Annotated in this window: 17 protein-coding genes; 9 read left to right on the top strand and 8 right to left on the bottom strand. The window is 72.7% G+C overall.

Going from position 1 to position 18,875, the window contains the following annotated elements; genetic code table 11:
- Positions 1-10 precede the first annotated feature (10 nt).
- Both C2L58_RS41755 and C2L58_RS41750 read right to left on the bottom strand, forming a co-directional pair.
- Positions 11-1,003, bottom strand: a complete 993-nt coding sequence (locus tag C2L58_RS41755) for an LLM class flavin-dependent oxidoreductase (protein WP_103343137.1) — start codon at positions 1,001-1,003, stop codon at positions 11-13.
- 11 nt (positions 1,004-1,014) lie between these two features.
- Entirely contained in the window at positions 1,015-2,547 is a 1,533-nt protein-coding gene (locus C2L58_RS41750; protein ID WP_103343136.1) for an acyl-CoA synthetase, read from the bottom strand.
- Positions 2,548-2,663: 116 nt separating this feature from the next.
- On the opposite strand from C2L58_RS41750, the gene C2L58_RS41745 reads away from it, so the two are divergent.
- Both C2L58_RS41745 and C2L58_RS41740 read left to right on the top strand, forming a co-directional pair.
- Positions 2,664-3,281: a TetR/AcrR family transcriptional regulator gene (locus C2L58_RS41745; protein WP_103343135.1), complete on the top strand. Its 618-nt coding sequence runs from the start codon at positions 2,664-2,666 to the stop codon at positions 3,279-3,281.
- Positions 3,282-3,708: 427 nt separating this feature from the next.
- Positions 3,709-4,875: an MFS transporter gene (locus C2L58_RS41740; RefSeq protein WP_103343134.1), complete on the top strand. Its 1,167-nt coding sequence runs from the start codon at positions 3,709-3,711 to the stop codon at positions 4,873-4,875.
- Between the two features lie 181 nt (positions 4,876-5,056).
- Here C2L58_RS41740 and C2L58_RS41735 read toward each other — a convergent pair whose 3' ends face one another.
- Positions 5,057-7,888, bottom strand: coding sequence for a helix-turn-helix transcriptional regulator (locus C2L58_RS41735; RefSeq protein WP_103343133.1), 2,832 nt, complete (start codon positions 7,886-7,888; stop codon positions 5,057-5,059).
- 736 nt (positions 7,889-8,624) lie between these two features.
- Here C2L58_RS41735 and C2L58_RS41730 point away from each other — a divergent pair.
- Positions 8,625-9,626: an ABC transporter substrate-binding protein gene (locus tag C2L58_RS41730; RefSeq protein WP_103343132.1), complete on the top strand. Its 1,002-nt coding sequence runs from the start codon at positions 8,625-8,627 to the stop codon at positions 9,624-9,626.
- A 23-nt stretch (positions 9,627-9,649) separates the two neighbouring features.
- Here the strand turns inward: C2L58_RS41730 and C2L58_RS41725 are convergent, their stop codons facing one another.
- The 4 genes from C2L58_RS41725 to C2L58_RS51350 all read right to left on the bottom strand — a co-directional run bounded on the left by C2L58_RS41725 (position 9,650) and on the right by C2L58_RS51350 (position 12,145).
- Positions 9,650-10,339 carry a TIGR03943 family putative permease subunit gene (locus tag C2L58_RS41725; protein ID WP_103343131.1) on the bottom strand — a complete coding sequence of 230 codons (690 nt, stop codon included), beginning with the start codon at positions 10,337-10,339 and terminating at the stop codon, positions 9,650-9,652.
- Positions 10,336-11,340, bottom strand: a complete 1,005-nt coding sequence (locus tag C2L58_RS41720; protein WP_103343130.1) for a permease — start codon at positions 11,338-11,340, stop codon at positions 10,336-10,338. Before C2L58_RS41720 ends, C2L58_RS41725 begins: the two co-directional genes overlap by 4 nt.
- A 243-nt stretch (positions 11,341-11,583) precedes the next feature.
- Positions 11,584-12,003 carry an SDR family NAD(P)-dependent oxidoreductase gene (locus C2L58_RS41715; protein ID WP_233226224.1) on the bottom strand — a complete coding sequence of 140 codons (420 nt, stop codon included), beginning with the start codon at positions 12,001-12,003 and terminating at the stop codon, positions 11,584-11,586.
- Positions 12,004-12,016: 13 nt separating this feature from the next.
- Positions 12,017-12,145 (bottom strand): hypothetical protein, encoded by a 129-nt coding sequence (locus C2L58_RS51350; protein ID WP_255410629.1) that lies wholly within the window; start codon positions 12,143-12,145, stop codon positions 12,017-12,019.
- 179 nt (positions 12,146-12,324) lie between these two features.
- Here C2L58_RS51350 and C2L58_RS41705 point away from each other — a divergent pair, with 179 nt between their 5' ends.
- The 6 genes from C2L58_RS41705 to C2L58_RS41680 all read left to right on the top strand — a co-directional run bounded on the left by C2L58_RS41705 (position 12,325) and on the right by C2L58_RS41680 (position 18,146).
- Positions 12,325-12,984 carry a class II aldolase/adducin family protein gene (locus tag C2L58_RS41705; RefSeq protein ID WP_103343129.1) on the top strand — a complete coding sequence of 220 codons (660 nt, stop codon included), beginning with the start codon at positions 12,325-12,327 and terminating at the stop codon, positions 12,982-12,984.
- The gene (locus C2L58_RS41700; RefSeq protein WP_103343128.1) at positions 12,981-13,934 is read left to right on the top strand and encodes a carbohydrate kinase family protein; all 954 of its coding nucleotides are present in this window, start codon (positions 12,981-12,983) and stop codon (positions 13,932-13,934) included. Before C2L58_RS41705 ends, C2L58_RS41700 begins: the two co-directional genes overlap by 4 nt.
- Positions 13,921-15,285 (top strand): flavin monoamine oxidase family protein, encoded by a 1,365-nt coding sequence (locus C2L58_RS41695; protein ID WP_103343127.1) that lies wholly within the window; start codon positions 13,921-13,923, stop codon positions 15,283-15,285. Before C2L58_RS41700 ends, C2L58_RS41695 begins: the two co-directional genes overlap by 14 nt.
- 11 nt (positions 15,286-15,296) lie before the next feature.
- The gene (locus C2L58_RS41690) at positions 15,297-15,776 is read left to right on the top strand and encodes an SRPBCC family protein (RefSeq protein WP_103343146.1); all 480 of its coding nucleotides are present in this window, start codon (positions 15,297-15,299) and stop codon (positions 15,774-15,776) included.
- Between the two features lie 72 nt (positions 15,777-15,848).
- Complete coding sequence (locus tag C2L58_RS41685; RefSeq protein ID WP_103343126.1) at positions 15,849-16,301, top strand: hypothetical protein; 453 nt, start codon at positions 15,849-15,851, stop codon at positions 16,299-16,301.
- Positions 16,302-16,502: 201 nt separating this feature from the next.
- Positions 16,503-18,146: a beta-1,3-glucanase family protein gene (locus C2L58_RS41680; protein ID WP_103343125.1), complete on the top strand. Its 1,644-nt coding sequence runs from the start codon at positions 16,503-16,505 to the stop codon at positions 18,144-18,146.
- Here C2L58_RS41680 and C2L58_RS41675 read toward each other — a convergent pair.
- Positions 18,143-18,875 (bottom strand): NADP-dependent oxidoreductase (locus C2L58_RS41675; protein WP_103343124.1); only part of this gene is annotated, 733 nt, incomplete at its 5' end. The genes C2L58_RS41680 and C2L58_RS41675 overlap by 4 nt on opposite strands.

The following is an 18,875-nucleotide window of genomic DNA, read 5'->3' as shown; positions in this document are numbered from 1 at the left end:
CTGGTCCCTTTCACATCGCGTCGATCTTGGGGAGGATCTCTTCCTTGAGGCGCTTCATGTCGTCGAGCGTCTTCGCCACCGGGACGTCCTGGAAGGGCGGCCACAGGAACGGCATCGTCAGCCCGGCTTCCCGGTAGCGCTTGAGCTGGTCGGTGATCTGCGCCTGCGAACCCACGAGCAGGTTGGTGCCCTTGCCCAGCGGGCTCTGGTCCATGTCCTGGTCGGTGATGACGAACCAGATCATGCTGGCGATCTCGAGGTCGTCGACCGACCGCGGGGTGTCGAGGGCCTCGAGCTCGCGCTGGATCCCGGCGCGCCACCGCGCGATGTCCTCGGGCGAGTCCTGGATGCCGATCCAGCCGGACAGGCCGTACTTCGCGATCCGGCTCGCCGAGCGCTTCGCGTCCTTGAGCCCGCTGAAGAAGATCGGCGGGTGCGGCTTCTGCACCGGTTTCGCGCCGAACCCGCTGCGCTGGAAGTCGGCGAACTCGCCGTGGTACTCGAACAGGTCGTTGGTCCAGATGCCCTGCATGATCTCCAGGGTTTCCCGGACGTGCTTGTGCCGCTTCGGGAAGATGTGCGACGCGCTCGCGGCGGCGAACTCCTCGGGCATCCAGCCGGAGCCGACCGCCACGTTGAGCCGGCCGCCGGACAGGTGGTCGATGGTGGCCAGCTCGGCGGCGAGGACGCCGGGCGAACGGTAGGGCGTGTCGATGATGCTCATCCCGATCCGCACCTTCGACGTCTTCGCCGCGAGCCACGGGATGAGCGGCATGCCCTGCAGGAACTCGCCGCGCGAGCTCACCGGCAGGCCCTTGGGGAAGCCTTCGATCATGCCGAAGGCGTACTGCATCTCCTGGGTGTCCGACGTCTCCGGGACGATGATCCGGTCGAGCGTCCAGACGGAGTCGAAGTCGAGGTCCTCGGCGAGCGCGGTGAGGTCTTCGAGCTCCCGCACGGTCACCTTGTCCCGGAAGTTCGGCAGGTAGAGCGCGAGTTTCATGGTGTTCCCTTTCAACCGGCGGTGAGGGTGGTGCGGATCTCGGCCTTCAGCACCTTGCCGACGGTCGAGCGGGGCAGGTCCGGCCAGATCTCGATCTGTTTCGGGGCTTTCACGCTGCCGATGCGCTCCTTGACGAACGCGATCAGCTCGGCGGCCTCCAGCCGGGTCCCGGGCCGGAGCTGGACGACGGCGGTGACGCGCTCGCCCCACTTGTCGTCGGGCAGGCCGACCACGGCGCAGTCGCGGACCGCGTCGTGGGCCAGCACCGCCTGTTCGACCTCGGCGGAGTAGACGTTGAAGCCGCCGGTGATGACCATGTCCTTGGCGCGGTCGACGATGTGGAGGAAGCCTTCGGCGTCGAGGAACCCGATGTCGCCGGTGTGGTGCCAGCCGTGGGCCGAGGCCGCCGCGGTGGCTTCGGGATCGCGGTAGTAGCCGGCCATCACCAGCGAGCCGCGCACGCAGATCTCGCCGCGTTCGCCTTGCGGGACGGCTTTTCCGTCGCCGTCGAGGATCGCCACCGTAACCAGCGGCGACGGGCGGCCGGCCGACGCCAGGCGTCCGGTGTGGACGGTGCCGTCGGGACGCCGGTGCTCGGCGGGCGACATCGTCGAGATCATCATCGGGGCCTCGGACTGGCCGAAGAGCTGGGCCATCGGCCCGATGCGGTCGAGGGCTTCGGCCAGCCGGGTCGCCGACATCGGCGCCGCGCCGTACCAGAAGCACTGCAGCGACGACAGGTCCGTGGTGTCCAGGGCTTCGTGGCCGAGCACCAGGTAGATCAGCGTCGGGGGCAGGAACGTGTGGGTGACGCGGTGGCGTTCGATCAGCTCCAGGAACCGGCCGACGTCGGGCTTCGCCATGATCACGACCTCGCCGCCGCGGGCCAGCACCGGGAAGCACAGGACGCCGGCCGCGTGCGTCAGCGGCGCCAGGGCCAGGTAGACGGGGCGGCCCTCGAACGGGTAGCTCATCAGCGTGATCGCCGACATCGCCTCGAGGTTGCGGTCGGTGAGCATGACGCCCTTGGGTCGCCCGGTCGTGCCACCCGTCCCGACCAGGGCGACGACGTCGTCCGGTGGGGCGGCCACCGCGGCGGGGTCGTCTTCCGCCTGGTCGAGCCACTCCCGGAAGCCGGGCGCGAGGTCGTCGCCGTCGCCGAGGCGGACGAGCGTGGTCAGCTTCGGCAGCCGCGGCGCGATCCGGGCCACCAAGTCGTCGAAGGCCGGCTGGAAGATGAGCGTGCCGCAGTCGAACAGGTCGAGCAGCTCGGCGTTTTCCGCGGCCGCGTTGCGCGGGTTGACCGGGCACCAGACCGCGCCGGCGCGGGCGATGCCGAAGACGCAGGTGAACGCGGCGGGGTCGTTGGCCGAGAGGATGCCGACCTTGTCCCCCGGCGCGACGCCCGAGCGCCGCAGCGCGCGGGCGACGGCCTCGGCGAGCCCGACGACCTCGCGATAGGACCGGGAGACCCCGTCGAGGGTCAAGCAGGGCGCCCCGGGGTCCAGGGAGGCGCCTTTCTCCAGGTAGAAGAACAGAGACATCGTCGTCCCTCCCGACTTCGCCGGCGGCTGGTGACGACCATGACCGCCGTTTGGACGAATGTCAAGATTTTCTTGGACGATTGGTCAGAAGACGGCCGGATGGTATCTTCGGGTCCGTGACCAGCGCACCCGCCGTGAGGCGCCGGACCCCAGCCGACAAGTTCGAGGACCGCCGCCGGGAACTGGCCGACGCGGCGCTCTTGGCGCTGGCCGACCTCGGCTACGCCCGCACCAGCCTGCGCACGATCGCGGAGCACACGAAGTTCTCCCACGGGCTGCTGCACTACTACTTCGCCGACAAGGTCGAGCTGATCACCTACTGCGTGCGCCGCTACAAGGCGGCGTGCGTCCAGCGCTACGAAGGCGGCGTCGGCGAAGCGGCCACCCCGGAGGAACTGGCGGCCGCCTGCGCCGACGGCCTGGCCACCGCGCTCGGCGAAGCGCCCCTGATGCACCGCATGTGGTACGACCTGCGCACCCAGTCCCTGTTCGAGACCGCGTTCCGCGACGACGTCGCCGAAATCGACGACAGCCTGCGGGACATGATCTGGCGCAACGTGAGCGCCTACGCCGACCTCGCGGGCACCCGGCCGACCTGCTCGGCGTCCGACGCCTACGCGTTGTTCGACGGGCTGTTCCAGCAGGCGCTGCTGCGGCACCTCGCGGGCGAGGAAGCGGCCCTCGACGACCTGCGGCGCGGCGTGCGGGAGCTGTTCCCCCGGCTGGCCGGCTGACCGCCGCGGGGTGCACCCAGCCGGCGAGATGCCGCGTCTGCTCCACATCGGACAGATCCGCCACGACGGCCTCCACGCCCGGTCCAGGAGCTCACGCACGGCGTCGAGGCGGGGCGCGTCGGGGCGGTGGTTCTCGACAGTAGCGAACCGGGCATCCCCGGCCTCCCCACTGCGCCGGCCGAGCGGATCCCGCCCGGCAACGGGGCTCCGCACACACGGAAGGTGACCGAACCGAGGGGCGTCTTCGGCAGACGAGGCGCTCGGCCGTGCCGATGCACGCCCATCCGCAGGCCCATCGGACCGGACATATCCGTTGAGAGGTAACGAAGTTCGTTCATCCGTCAGGTGACGGATGTCTGGATTGCGCCCACCACGAAACATTGTTCTACGGAGTATGACGCTCCGGCCTCGACGCCGAGGAGGAGCGATGTCGCGTGCTACCACCACCGTCTCCACTCTGGTCATCTTCGTTCTCGCACTGAACCTGCGGCCGGCCGTGACCAGCCTGGGCGCCGCGCTACCGGACATCTCCGTCGCCGGTGGCCTCGTCGCCGCGGTGCTCGTCGCCCTGCCCCTGTGGGCGATCGGCCTCGGCGGCTGGGCGACGCCGTGGCTGTGCAGCCGGGTGGGGACCCACCGGACCGTCACCGTGGCGCTCATCGGGCTGGTGCTGTCACTGGCCGGACGGGTCCTCGGGGGCTCGGTGGAACTCCTGGTCGGGACGGCACTGGCGTGCCTGTCCATCGCCGTGCTGGGGACCATGCTGCCGTTGCTGGCCCAGGGGTCCGCCGCCTTCACCTTCGGGCTCGGGGTGGGCAGCACGGCCGGTGCGCTGGTCACGCCCACGGCGATCATGACGTCGTCGTGGCGGGTCGCCCTCGGCGTGTGGGCGACCACGGCGCTGCTGGCCCAGCAGGTGTGGCAGCGCACGCCCGGCGAGTTCGTGTCGCCGCGGACGGCCCCGGGGACGGTGCGGGCCTCGGCCCTGACCATCCACTTCGGACTCATTTCGACGGTGACGTTCCTGGTCATGGGCTGGCTGCCCGGCATCCTGCGCAGCGCCGGTGTCCCTTCGACGACGGCCGGTGCGTGCCTGGCGTTGTCGATGGCCATGGGGTTGCCGATGATGTGGCTGGTGCCGGGCTGGACGCGCCGCTGGCGCAACCAGACCGCGCTCGTCGTCATCCTGGCCACGCCCAACGTGATCGGGGTGACCGGCCTGCTCCTCGCGCCCGCGGCCGCACCGTGGGTGTGGGCCGCGGCCACCGGCACGGGCATGGGGGCGCTCGCGTTCGTCCTGACGACCATCTCGTTGCGCAGCAAGGACAGCTCGGTGGCGTTGTCCGCCGTGGTCCAGGGCGTGGGGTACGTCATCGCCGGGTTCGGCGTGCTGCTCTGCGGCTGGCTGCACACGGGCACGGGCGGATGGCGGACCCCGCTGATGCTGGTCCTGGCGGTCCTGCCCGGTCAGATGGTCAGCGGGCACATCGCGGTGTTCCGCCGGGCGCCCGCTCCGGCTCCGGCGCCGGCCTCGGCGACCACCCCGCCGCTCGCCGTGCATCCCCAGGACGACGCTCCGGAAGTCGCCGCTTGAGCCGCCGTCGCCGGTGTCGCGAATGACTCGTCCGGGACGTCCGGGGTCCCGCATGAGTCATTCGCGACGGTCGAACCCGCGGGTTTCTCGCGCCGGGAGGGTCGGTTCACGTACTTGGACGGTCGGCTCGCGCACCCCGGGGAGTCGGCTCGCGTACCGGGACGGTCGGTTCGGGTTCGGCTCAGCCGGAGGCGGACTGGTGGCGGGCCGCTTCCCGGGCGATGTCGATGCGCGAATGCACGCCCAGCTTGGTGAGGATGTGCGAGACGTGCGTGCCGACCGTGCGCGGGGACAGGTAGAGGCGGCCCGCGATCTGCGGGTTGGACAGGCCTTCCACCACCAGCGCGGCGATCCGGCCCTCGGTCGGGGTGAGGCTGTCCCAGCCGTGCGTGGCTTGGCGGTGCTTCACCTTCGGGCCGCGCCGAATGCCCAGCGCCCGAAATTGGGCGCGCAGCCTCGCCACGTCCCATTGCGCGTCCAGTTCCGCGTAGAGGTCGATGGCGTGGGTGAAGGCGGCCCGCGCCGAACCGCGGTCCTCGGTCCGGGCGTCGGCGAAGGCGAGCGCGGCCGCTTCCAGGGCCTTGGCCCGGGACAGCGGCCGGCCCGCGTCCGCGTAGCCGTCGGCGGCTCGCAGCAACATCGTCCCGTCCCGCTCGAGCAGGCCGCGGCAGTACAGCGCGAGCGCGCGGCGGTGCGGAACCGCCGACTCGGCGGCGATCCCGCGCGCCCGGGCCTCGATCTCCGCCGCGGTCCGCACGTCGCCGATCGCCATCGCCAGCCGGACGGCGTCGCCCAGCCGCTCCTCCCCCGCGTCTTCGCCCGCCGGCACGGCGGTCAGCACGGCGAGCGCCCGCTCCGGCGCGCCGGCGTGCTCGAACGCCAGGCTCCTGGCCCGGACCAGGGATTCCACCACCTCGTCGCCGGCGCGTTCCGAATGCAGGGCGGCGACGTCGAGGTGGTGGCGGGCCGCGGCCGGCTCGTCGCGGTGGAGGTGGATGATCGCGGCGACGCCGTGGTCGCCGCACACCACGCCCGGGTCCTTCTGGTCGTCCGGGACGACGTCGACCTCGGCCAGCGCGTCGTCCCACCGGCCGGCGCCCAGCATCAGCTGCCCGATCGCGCTCTGGACCTGGGTCAGCCGGGCCTCGCTGCCGGTGCGCTCGGCCAGGTCGCGCGCCTGCCCGGCGGCGGTGAGCGCGTCGGCGTAGCGGTCGAGCGCGCCGAAGGTGACCGACTGGTTGATGCGCAGCAGCAAGGTGAGTTCGATGAGCGTGGGATCGCCCCGCACGATGGCGATCGCGCGCTCGAACAGCGGCAGCGCGGCGGCCCACTCGCCGCGCGCCATCGCGCCCTGGGCCAGCACGTGCAGCGCCCACCCGGCCGCCCAGCGGTCTTCGGCCGAGCCGAGCTCCGCCAGCGCCGCGGACGCGGCCCGCCCCGCGGAGTCGACTTCGCCGAGGACACGCCGGATCCGCGCGATGAGCACCAGCAACCGGGCCCGGTGCCGGGCCTGCAGCCCCGGCTGGGTCAGTGCCTCGTTGAGCGCGGGGAGGGACTCGGCGGCCCGGCCGGCCGTCCCGCGGCTCTGGACGACCGTCGTGTGCAGGTCGACGCGCACGTCGGGATCACGGACGCGATCCAGTGCGCGGCAAGCGATCCGCTCGGCCTGGGCCACGTTGCCCACCCGGTAGTACGCGTCGGCCAGCCGGCAGGCCAGCGCGCCGGTCACGGCGTCGTCGAGCGGCGCGTCCCGCACCGCCCGTCTCAGGAGCGCGACGGCGACCACGGGCGCCTGGCCGATCAGCGGCATGGCCACGTCGAGCAACCAGCGCACGGCCCAGTCCGGCACCGGCACGCGACTGTCCGTTGTGGACACCATCGGCAGCAGCTGCCGCGCCACCCGCTCGACCGGGGCGTTCGCCTCGGCCAGCGCCCACGCGGCGGACTGGTGCCAGGCGATCCGGACCGCCGTCGGCATTTCGTCGTACAACGCCGTGCGGATCAACGGATGGCGGAACTCGAGGTCGTCGCCGGCCGCCACCAGCACGCCGGCGGCGCGGGCCTCGTCGAGCGCGGGCAGCAGGTCGGCGAGCGAAGAGTTCGTCACGGTCACCAAGTCCGCGACCGAGAAGCCGACGCCGAGCAGCGCCGCGGTCCGCAGCACGCCCCGGGCCGGCTCGGTGAGGAAGCCCAGCCGGTCCGCGATCGCTTCCGGCAGGGAATCCGGCGTGGCCGCGCCGGTCAGCTCCGCGACGCCCTCGGGATCGACCTCCAGGCACGAGCTCCTGGTCAGCGCGTCGACCAATTCGGTGAGGTACAACGGATTCCCGGCGGCACCCGCGGCCAGCTCCTCCAGCAGGGCGCCCGGCTTGCCACCGGCCAGGGCGGCCACCAGCTCGAGCACCGCGGGTTCCGCCAGCCGGGTCAGCCGAAGCCGTTCCGCCGGCCGGACGATCCGGAAGAGCGAACGCAGGTCGTCGCGGCGCGGCACCGGCCGCAGCACCCCGATCAGCAGCAGCGGGAGCTGCCGGACCAGGCGGGCGAGCCGGCTCCACACCGCCACCGTCGTGCTGTCGGCCCACTGCAGCTCGTCGACGACCAGCACGGCCGGGCCGTCCTGGCAGAGCTGGTCCACCAGCGCGATCAGCCGTTCGGCGGCCGCGGCGGCGAGGTCGGCGCCCTTGCCCGCGACGGCGCCGCCGCCCAGCAGCTCGGAAACGGCGTCACGACGGGGATCCCGCGTGACCGGCGTGATCTCCAGGGCGTCCAGCAGCGGCAGCAGCGGCAGCGCCTGGCCGAGCTCGTCGCCCGCGCCCCAGTACACCTGGCAGCCCGCGTCGGTGGCGGCCGCGCAGGCGGACCGGACGAGCGCCGACTTGCCGATCCCGGGCTCGCCGTCGACCAGCACGGCCCGGCCCCGGCCCGCGGCGACGTCACGGATCCAAGCGACCAGCCGGGACAGCTCGCTGTCCCGGCCGACCAGCAGCTCGGTACCCTCCGTAAGCGGTCGCACACGGGGGATTTTAGAAGTAAAACCCGTTCCCCAACAAGGGGCGCACTTGGCCACGGCGGAACGCCGGGCGGTAGTCCCGAGTTCCCGGCCGCGAAACCTCCCATTAGGCAAATGCCCCGATTCGTGATCCGGACGTGATTCACTCGCCCGTCCCGAATGGGGCAATCCGCCGTCCAAGCAGCGGTCGCCGGCCGCGCGGCGCCCCCGGACAAGGCGCGGCCGGCGGGGCGGGACACCACCGGATGCGGTGCCGCACCGGGAAATCGTCGCCACATTGATGGGCGGCGACCCCTCCCGCCCTTGACTACGCTGCGTCAACGAGACCGGGGCAGCACCCCCTCGAAGCCACCGCGGACATTGCCTGATTTCGCAGACAACTCCGCCAATACCCGTGGCCGGTTCGATTTCGCGGGCCGCGACCACGGCCGGTTCTCCGGTGCGGATTTCCCGGCCGAGCCGTTGTTTTCCGCTTTGCCGGGGTCCCTCGGGCCACGGTTTTCGCACTCCACCGGCGCCCTCGTCGAACTTCACGCCGAGCAACCTCGCGGCCCGCGACCGCCGAGATCGCGATCAAGAATTCGTGCCGCCATTCTGGTGAATTCCCGGTTCCGGCGCCATCACGCGTTGTCAAGGGCTGCCGGGGGTCCCTACAGTGGCCCGCCTGACGCCGGGGAGTGAATCACCCACCTTCCTTGGAGCCGGTACCTCAACTGTCATCTCCTTCGAGGAGCAGACCTTGTTTGGAATCGTCAGGAACAGTGGTCGTGTGCGTGCCGCGCTCGCTCTCGCGGTCGTCACGGTCGTAACCGGTTGCGGCGCACTCGGCGCCACCGGCCCGGGCGCCTCGTCGAGCGGCGGCGGGCCGGAGAAAACGACGCTGAAGGTTTCGATCCTGCCCACCACGGACCTCGCGCCGTTCTGGCTCGCCCAGGACGAGGGCTACTTCCGGGCCGAGGGCCTCACCGTCGAGTCCGTGATCGCCGCCAGCGGTCAGGCCTCGTTGGCGAAGTCGATCTCGGGCGACGCCGACATCGCGTTCTCGACCTATCCGCCGTTCTTCACCGCCCGCAGCACCGGCGCCGCCGACATGCAGCTGGTCGCGGACGCGACGTCGGTCAACGCGAAGTCCAATGCGATCGTCACGGTCCCGAATTCGCCGGTGAAAACCATCGCCGACCTGGCCACCGCGAAGATCGCCATCACGGCCAAGAACACCGCTTCGGATCTTCTCACCCGGTCGATCATGCAAGACCACAACGTCGACTTCAGCAAGGTGAAATGGGTGCTGATCGCGCTGCCCAACATCGCCGCGGCGCTGCAGCAGGGGGAGGCCGATGCCGCGTACCTGCCGGAGCCGTACATCACGCAGGCCGCCAAGACGGCCGGCGCGATCCCGGTGATCGACGTCAACAGCGGAGCCACCCAGGACTTCCCGCTGACCGGCTACGGCGCCACGCGGAAGTGGGTCAAGGAAAACCCGAAGACCCTGGCCGCGTTCCAGCGGGCCATGCAGAAGGCGACCCACGACGCCACGTTCGACCGCGCCAAGGTCGAGCCGCTGCTGGTGCGCTTCGCCAAGATCGACGAGGACACGGCCAAGCTGCTCACCTTGCCGGGCTACGGCGCGGTCCTGGATTCCCGGCGCCTGCAACGGGTCCCGGACCTGCTGTTACAGCTCGGCGCCATCCCGTCGCCGATCGACGTGAACTCGATGATCGGCCCGCAGGCGGGCCGGTAGCTGCGCGGGTGCCGGCCGCGCCGTCAGCCGAGGCTTTCGTAGGGATCGGCCGGCGGCGGGACGGGCCGGGCCCGGGCGACGTCGACGAACGGGATGGTTCCGCCGTTGACCGGGTCCACGGCCTGCTCGGCGCTGTAGCCGCCGGTGATCTCCAGCCACGAATCGGGCTGGAGCACCGGCGGAACCCGGCCGGTCAGGCCGACCTTCACCGGCTGGGCGTCCGCCGCGCAGCAGTTCAGGAGCATGCGGACGAGGTACGGCGTGCCACCCGGGTCGAAGGCCACGAACCCGGTGATCGCGACGGTCCGGCCGGCCAGCGACCGGCCGTGGTCGTAGACCGCGCGGTCCGCGTAGTCGATCACCGTCAGCCGGACGGGGTCGCCGTCCGGGAGCGGGGTGACGATCCGCGGGGCCGTCACCGCCGTGCCGGCGCGCATCGCGCTGTAGGAGCCCAACGCCGGTGGCGCGGCGAGGATCAGTGCGAACACCGGCAGCACCAGCAACCACGAGATCCGGGGCGCCGGCGGCCCGGCCGGGCGGCGCCGCGCGTACCAGACGGTCGCGACGGCCGCGATCACCAGCACCACGCCGGCCGCCAGCACCACCGGGCGCAGCCCGGCCTTGACGTACCGCAGGTACAGCCCGGTCACGCCGGCGTGGAGCAGGACCCCGCCGACGAGGAACAGCAGGATCGCCTGCACGGTCCGGTTCACAGCAGCACCGCCCCGGTCAGGATCGCGGCCCCGGCGGCCACGACGAAGGTCACCGGCGCGAACCGCAGCGCGAACCCGCGGCCGAACGTGGCGGCCTGCATCCCGAACAGCTTCAGGTCGATCATCGGGCCGACGACCAGGAACGCCAGCCGCGCCGTCGGCGAGAACTGCGTCAGCGACGACGCGACGAACGCGTCGGCCTCCGAACAGATCGACAGCAGCACCGCGAGGGCCGACAGGGCCAGCACCCCCACGACCGGATGGCCCGCCGCGGCCTGCAGCCAGCTCGCGGGCACCACGGCCTTGAGGGTCGCGGCGGCCATCGCGCCGCCGACGAGGAACCCGCCCGCGTGCATGACGTCGTGCCGTACCGACCCCCAGAACACCGCTCCCCTCGGTCCGCCGTCGCCGTGCTCGTGCGCTCGGGGACGCAGCCAGTCCGGACGGCCGAGGCGCTGCCACAGCCAGCCCATCACGCACGCCGCCGCGAGACTCGCGGCGAACCGGGCGACGACCATCCCCGGCTGCCCGGGGAACGCGACGGCGGTCGCCGTCAGCACCACCGGGTTGATCGCCGGCGCCGACAGCAGGAACGCCACCGCGGCCGAGGGCTGCACGCCGCCGCGCACCAGCGCGCCGGCCACGGGCACCGACGCGCATTCGCAGCCGGGCAGGACCGCGCCGGCCAGCCCGGCGACCGGCACCGCCAGCGACGGCCGGTTCGGCAGCACGCGCGTGAAGAAGGACGGCGGCACGAAGACCGCGAGCCCGGCGGACAGCAGCACGCCGAGGACGAGGAAGGGCAGTGCCTGCACGACCACCGCCACGAACACCGTCATCCAGCTCTGCATGACCGGAGCGGACAACAGCCGCCGAACCGGGCCCTGCGCCAGGAATCCGGCCAACAGGACCAAAGTCAGCACGAGGACGGGGTCGGCATTCCAGCCCGGCCGTTCGTCCGGCTTCCGGCCCGCGCGGCGGCTTTCCTCGATGGCAGTCATCAGGCGATCTCCCGTGCTTCCGCTCCACACCCGCCCGCTACACGGGCCACGGGCGCGTCCGGTTCACCGCGGCCCGCGGGCGGGGCACGGCGGATCCGGTCAGCGCCCGTGGACGACGTCCGCGCTGGTCCGCGTGCTGCGGGCGGTGCCGGTGTCCGTTTCCGGGCCGGTGTTGCGGAAACTGGCCGTACAGCGAGGTGAACCGGATTCCCTCGGGCGCTAGCTCGACCCGGGCCGCGTCCATCAGGAGGCGCACCGCGGCCTTCGCGGCCGAATACGGTCCCTGGCGCGGGATTCCATCAAGCCCGCGAGCGAATTGGTCTGGGCGACCAAGCCACCGCGCTGCCGGCGCAGCTGCGCGATCAGCGGGACCAGGCAGTGCACGGTGAGGTCGTGGTTCAGCGCCATCACCCGGGCGATGTCCTCGACCCCGGCCTCGGCCACCACCGCGGCCGCCGCGGCGGGGTCGAGCGCGTCGGCCACGAGGTCGAGGCAGGCACTCCCCGCCGCGCGGACGTCGGCGGCGACGGCCGCCGGCTCCGCCGCCCGCCGGGCCACGATCGCCACCCGGTTGCCGTGGCCGGCGAGGTCGCGGGCCACCTGGGCCCCGATGCCCGAGGACGCACCGACGATCAGGATCGTCCGGTTCACCAGCGGCGCCATCCCACCACTCCCGTCAGTGCGCGGCCGCGCCGAGTTCGATGATCAGCACGCCCGCGGCGATCAGCCCGACGCCGGCGGCCATCCGCCGGGTGAGGGCGTCCTTGAAGAACACCCGCGCCCCGAGCGCCGTCAACGCGGCCACGAACGCGCCGGCGTACCCGCGACGGTCAGCCCCGCCCACCAGGCGTTGTCGATCGCCGCCCGCAGCGCCAGGATCGCCCATTTCCTCATCGTGGCTCCTCACTGCATCCGGGGCCGCCCGAACATGAACGTGACTTTGTTTCATGTTGAGCCTACGCTGAGCCGATGACTCAGGGGACAGTGCTCCTGCAGGCCGAGCGGCACGCGGTGGTCGCGGCCTGCCACGACCTGGCCGCCGCCGGGCTGCTGATCGGCACCGCGGGCAACGTGAGCGTGCGCGTGGGCGAGCACGTCGCGGTGACCGCGACCGGCGCCGTGCTCGGGCGTATCACGCCGGAGCAGGTCACCGTCGTCGACCTGACCGGGGCCGTCGTCGCCGGGGAGCTCGCGCCGACGTCGGAGCTCGAACTGCACCTGGGGCTCTACCGCCGTTCCGGCGCCGGTGCGGTGGTGCACACGCACTCGCCGCAGGCCACCGCGGTGTCGCTGGTGCTCGACGAACTCCCGTGCGTGCACTACCAGCAGCTCCTGCTCGGCGGGGCCGTGCGGGTCGCCCCCTTCGCCGTCTTCGGCAGCGACGAGCTGGCCGAGCACGTGTGGACCGCGCTGGAAGGCAAGTCGGCGGCGCTGATGGCCAACCACGGCGCCGTCGTGCACGGCCCGACGCTCCAGGCGGCGGTGGACAACGCGCTGCTGCTCGAGTGGGCCTGCGAGCTCTACCGGAACGCCGCGTCGATCGGCACGCCCCGAGCCCTGGACACCGCCCAGCAGGCCGCGGTGATCGAAGCCGCGCTGCGGCGCGGCTACGGCAGCACCCGACGGATCGAGGAGGATCTGTGACGCAAACGGTGATCACGCTCGGCGCGCACGTGTTCGACGTGCAGGTGCGGCCGGTCGAAGCCATCCCGGACGGCCAGGGCGCGGCCCTGGTGGAGCAGATCCGGTTCGGCCCGGCCGGGACCGCGGCCGGCACCGCGCTGACGCTGGCCAAGCTCGGCGCGGCCGTCCGCACCGCCGGCGCGATCGGCACCGACCCGATCGGCGACCTGCTGCTGGCCATGCTGACCCGGTACGGCATCGACACGTCCCTGGTGGTCCGCCGCGAGGACGTGCAGACCTCGGCGTCGGTGCTGCCGATCCGGCCCGACGGCAGCCGGCCCGCCTTCCACGTGCCGGGCGCGAACCTCACCTACGGGCCCGGCGACATCGCGGAAGCCGAGGTCGCCCGGGCGACCCACCTGCACCTCGGCGCACCCGAGCTGATGGGCGGGGAGAACGCGGCGAAGATCCTCGCCCCGGCCCGGGCGGCCGGGGTGGTCACCTCGGCCGACCTGCTCGCCCCCGGCGACCCCGGCATCCTGGCCTGGATCGCCCCCGCGCTGTCCTCTTTGGACTACCTGCTGCCCAACGAGCAGCAGGTCCTCGGGCTCACCGGCGCCGAAACCCTCGAAGACGGCGCCCGCGCGTTGCTCGGCCAGGGCGTCGGCTGTGTCGCCGTCACCCGGGAAGCCCGCGGTGCCTTGGTGATCACCGCGGACGAGGTGATCGCGGTCCCCGCGTTCGCGGTCGACGTCGTCGACACCACCGGCTGCGGTGACGCGTTCTCCGCGGGCTTCCTCCGCGGCATCGGCCTCGGCCGGTCGCCGCGGGACGCCGCCGTGCTCGGCTCGGCCGCCGCGGCCCTGGTCGCCCAGGGGCTGGGCAGCGACCACGGCGAGTTCGACCTGGCGGCCGCCGACGCCTTCGCCGCGGCCACGCCCACGCTGGAGACCGCCGATGCGCCGCACTGACGTCGTCGTGGTCGGCGCGGGCCTCGCCGGGCTCACCGCCGCCCGCGAGCTGACCGCGGCCGGCCGGGACGTCGTCGTCCTCGAAGCCCGCGACCGGGTCGGCGGCCGCACCGTGAACCACGACCTCGGCGACGGCAAGGTGGTGGAGGCGGGCGGCCAGTTCGCCGGCCCCACCCAGGACCACATCCTCGCGCTGGCCAAGCAGGTCGGCGTCGAGACGTTCCCGGCCCACACCGAGGGAGCGTCGGTCTACGTCAACGGCGACCGGGCGCGCCGGTACCGCGGCGACATCCCGCCGGACCCGCCGGCCCTGCCCGACCTCGCGATCGCCATGCGGCGGATCAACCAGCTGGCCGGGAAGATCCCCCTGGAAGCGCCGTGGCGCGCCCCGAAGGCGCGGGCGTGGGACAGCATGACGTTCGAAAGCTGGCTCCGGCACACCACGGCGGGCACCGGCGCGCTGGACCTGGTCAACGTGCTGCTCGGCTCGGCCTACGGCGGCAGCGCCGCCGGCGCGTCGCTGCTCTACAGCCTCTGGTACATCGCCGGCTTCGGCAACGAAACCACCCCCGGCACCGTCGAACGCGGCATCGGCGTCACCGGCGGAGCGCAGGAGTCCCGCTTCGCCGGCGGCTCCCAGCTGATCTCGCAACGCATCGGCGACGAGCTCGACGGACGCGTGGTGCTCGGCGCTCCGGTGCGGGCGATCGAGCAGGACGACGACCGGGTGACGGTGAAGTCCGATGTGGACACCTGGAGCGCACGGCACGTCGTCGTCGCCGTCCCGCCGGTACTGGCCGCCCGGATCTCCTGGCACCCCTTGCTGCCACCGCAGCAGGACGCGCTGTTCTCCCGGATGACCTTCGGCGCGCTGATGAAGTGCGAAGCCGTGTACCCGGAGCCGTTCTGGCGGGCCGACGGGCTCAACGGCCAAGCCGTGTTCCGGCGCGCCGCACCGATCTGTTCCATGTGGGACAACTCCCCGCCCGACGGCAAGCCGGGCGTCCTGATGGGCTTCCTCGGCGGCCCGCAGTGGCACGCCTGGGCGGCCCGGCCGCCGCGCGAACGACGCGCCGCCGTGCTGCGCGCCTTCGCCGCCGCCGTGGGGAAAGCCGCGTTGCGCCCGGTGGAGTACTTCGAGCAGGACTGGGTCGGCGAGGAATGGACCCGCGGCGGACCGACGTCCGTGCCCGGGCCCGGCGTCCTGACCGAGCTCGGCCCCTGGCGCGACCGGCCGTTCGGCCGGGTGCACTGGGCCGGCGCCGAGCACGCGGACCACTGGAACGGCTACATGGACGGCGCGGTCCGCTCCGGCGAAACCGCCGCCCGCGCCGTCCTCGGCCACGAGTGAAGGGGACGATGGTGCGCGACTACACCGTTTCCGAGCAGGCGATCATCCCCCACCCGGTCCGGCGGGTGTGGGGCGTGATCTCCGCGACCCACCGCTACGCCGAGTGGGTCCCGACCGTCCTGGAGGTGACCGACCACCACGGCACCGCGGAAATCGGCCGGACCTACCGCGAACGCAACAAGTCGCTCGGCCCGCTGACCACCCGGTCCACCTGGACGGTCCGCGAGATCGACCCGCTGTCCCGCCGCGTCGACACCGGAGTCGGCTTCGCACCGCTGCAGGACCTGACCAACGTGTTCGAGTTCGAGCCGATCACCCGCGCCGACGGTTCGGAGAGCACGCTGATGACGTATGCCGTCCGGTACCGCCTCGGCCTGGGGCCACTCGGCCCGCTCGTCCACCGCATCGTCGCGGCCGGCTTGCGCGCCGACATGACCCGCGCGATGGACAACCTCGCCGACGTCATCCTCGCCGAGGGAGTCCACCCCTAGCCGCCGGGTGCGTGCAACCCGGTGGCCTCCTCGTTCCGTCCGGGAAGCACCGGATCGAAGGAGGCACATCCCATGCGAAGGCTGTCCGCCGTCCCGGGCGCGATCCTTCTCGCCCTGACCGCCGTGGCCTGTGGCGCCAACGCGTCGCCCGGGTCGGCCGACGCGCTGTGCTCGGCCTCTTACGAACCCCGCGAACTCGTCGACAGCGGGCCCCTTTACCCGCCCTTGCCCGCCACGGCGGAAGGCACGCGCGGCGAAGACCGCACCACCGACGCGGCCGCGATCAAGAAGGTCGCCGCCGCGGCGTGTGCCCTGCCGGAACCGCCGTCGGACCCGATCTGCACCGCCGACATGGGGCCCAGCTTCCGGCTCCGGTTCGTCGACACCCAAGGGCGGACGACCACCCTCACCGCCGGCGATTTCGGCTGCCGGTTCGTCGAAGGGCTGGCGACCCCGCGGGTCGGCGCGAAGCCGCTCTGGGCGGCGCTGGCCGCCGCCGGGCTGCCCGCGCCGCGCGACCGCTGACCGCGCCGTCCACAAAGGACGGTACCCGGACCACCGGCAGCACTGGTCCGGGCAACATGAGGCAGCTTCGAGGGCCGTCCGTACCCGAGCCGGGCCGCCGCATGTTGACCCCGCCGGACCGCGTACCTACCGTCCGGTCACCGTCCCGGTGGACGCGGGGCCGGCCGGCCGCGCGGAAGCCGCCCGTTCCGAGGAGGTGCCATGCTGTCGAGGCGTACCTTCGTCACCGCCGGCCTGGTCGCCGCCGCGGCGAGCACGCCGCTGTGGTCCGCCGTCACCACGCCGCGCGCGCGAGCCGCCGCGGCCCTGCCGTTGACGCTGAAGAACAATTCGGGCGGCGGTACCGTCTACGCCTACATCAGCGGCTCGGACACCGCGGGCCGCCCCGGCTTCGTCACCGCCGACGGCCGGTTCCAGGCACTGCCCAATCCCTCCTCGCCGGTGACGCCGGTCCCGGACTACGCCATCCCGCTCGGCGGCTCGGGGTCCCAGCTCACGGTGACGCTGACCGACTACCTCATCGGCGGCCGGGTGTGGTTCTCGGTCGACAAGAAGATCCAGTTCTTCGTCAACCCCGGGCCCGGCCTGGTGCAGCCCGGCTTCACCAGCTCGGACCCGAACTGGCAGACGAACTGGACGTTCTGCGAGTTCACCTACAACAGCGCGAACCTCTACGCGAACATCAGCTACGTCGACATGGTGGCGCTGCCGGTGTCGATGGCCACCACCGGCGCGGCGGGCGCGCAGTCGGTCAGCCCGCTGCCGTCCGGCGCCCTGGGGAGCATCGCGGACGGGCTGCGCGCGCAGCACAGCACCGACGGCGCGCCGTGGGACCGGCTCGTCGTCACCGACAGCGCCGGCAAGGTGGTGCGGGTGCTCGCGCCCGGCCACTCCCCCGTCGACTTCGGCGGCTACTGGACGAACTACCTCAACGCCGTCTGGGACCACTACCGCACGACCCCGCTGACGATCAACGGCCAAGGCGGCATCGGCTCCTACTCGGGCACGGTCAGCGGCGACGCGATCGTGTTCGGCGGCCTGAACACCAACGGCGTGCCGTTCACCAAGCCGAGCGCGGCGGACATCTTCGGCTGCGCGAGCGGACCGCTGTACAACTCCGGCAGCGACGCCCGGGGCGCGGTCGCCGCCCGGCTGGCCGCCGCGCTGAACCGCAGCAGCCTGCTGGTGGCCGGTGGGAACAACCAGCCCGACGGCGTCCCACCCGCGCAGTACTACCGGGACGCCACCACCAACCACTACGCCCGCCTGGTGCACCAGTACGCCTCGATCGGCTACGCCTTCCCGTACGACGACGTCGGCCCGACCGGGGCCCAGCCCGTCGACGGCCACCTCCAGGACCCGGCCCCGACGTCCTGGACGGTCTCGCTCGGACCGGGCGCGGGCGGCACCACCACCCCGCCCGGCTCCGGCGGCACGAGCGCGTACTCCACCATCCAGGCGGAGGCCTACAACGCCCAGAGCGGCACGCAGAACGAGACGTGCGGCGACACGGGCGGCGGGGTGGACGTCGGCTGGCTGGCGAACGGCGACTGGCTGAAGTACGCCCGCGTCGACTTCGGGTCGAGCTCGCCGAACCAGTTCGTCGCCCGCCTCGCCTCGGGGGCGGCCGCCGGGGTCAGCGGCGCCATCCGGGCCCGCCTGGACAGCGTGACGGGCCCGGTGGTCGCCGAGATCGACTTCGCGAACAACGGCGGCTGGCAGCAGTGGCAGACCGTGCCGGCCAACGTCGTCGCCCCGGCCACCGGCGTGCACGACCTCTACCTGACCTTCTCCGGGAGCTCGGCGGACTTCGTCAACATCAACTGGTTCACCTTCACCAGCTAGGCGGATCGAGGAAGGACGACGACCTTGCCGTGCACGCCGCCCTCGGCGGCGCGCGCGTGCAGGGCCGCCAGCTCGGCCAGCGGCACCCGCTCGGCGACGTCGACGCGCAGTTCGCCGCGGTCGACCTGCGCGACCAGCTCCGCCAGCTGATCGGCGTCGCTGCGGACGAACAGGTCGATGCCGCGCACGCCGCGTTCCTCGTCGGAAGGTGCCGGCATCCACACCGTCGTGTTCACCAGTGCCCCGCCCGGGCGGATCAGCGTCAGCAGCGCCGCCAGCTGCTCCGGCGTGATCGGGGCGAGGTTCAGCACGAGGTCGACCGGCTCGGTCACCACCGTCGACACGTCGCCGGTGGTGCGGTCGACGGCGATCACGTCGGCACCGGCGTTTCCGGCCAGCTGCACCGCGTAGCCGCCGACCGCTCCGAGGGCGCCGTTGACCAGCACGCGCTGCCCAGCCGTCAGCTTGCCATGGTCGAACAGGGCCTGGTACGCGGTGAGTCCCACCAGCGGCAGCGCGGCGGCGTCGGCGAGCGGCACGCTCCCCGGCGCCGCGGTCAGCGCCTCGGCCGGGGCGAGGACGTACTCGGCAGCCGCGCCGGGCCGGTCCATCGGCAGGAAGCCGACGACCTCGTCACCGACGGCGAGACCATCCACACCCTCGCCCAGCGCGTCGACCGTGCCGGCGACGTCGATGCCGGGCGTGTGCGGCAGCACCACCGGGATCGGC

The organism is Amycolatopsis sp. CA-126428, from assembly GCF_002904335.1.
In the GTDB taxonomy this organism is placed as follows: domain Bacteria; phylum Actinomycetota; class Actinomycetes; order Mycobacteriales; family Pseudonocardiaceae; genus Amycolatopsis.
The sequence above is the reverse complement of the archived record's forward strand: the minus strand, read 5'-3'. Positions and strand labels throughout refer to the sequence as shown.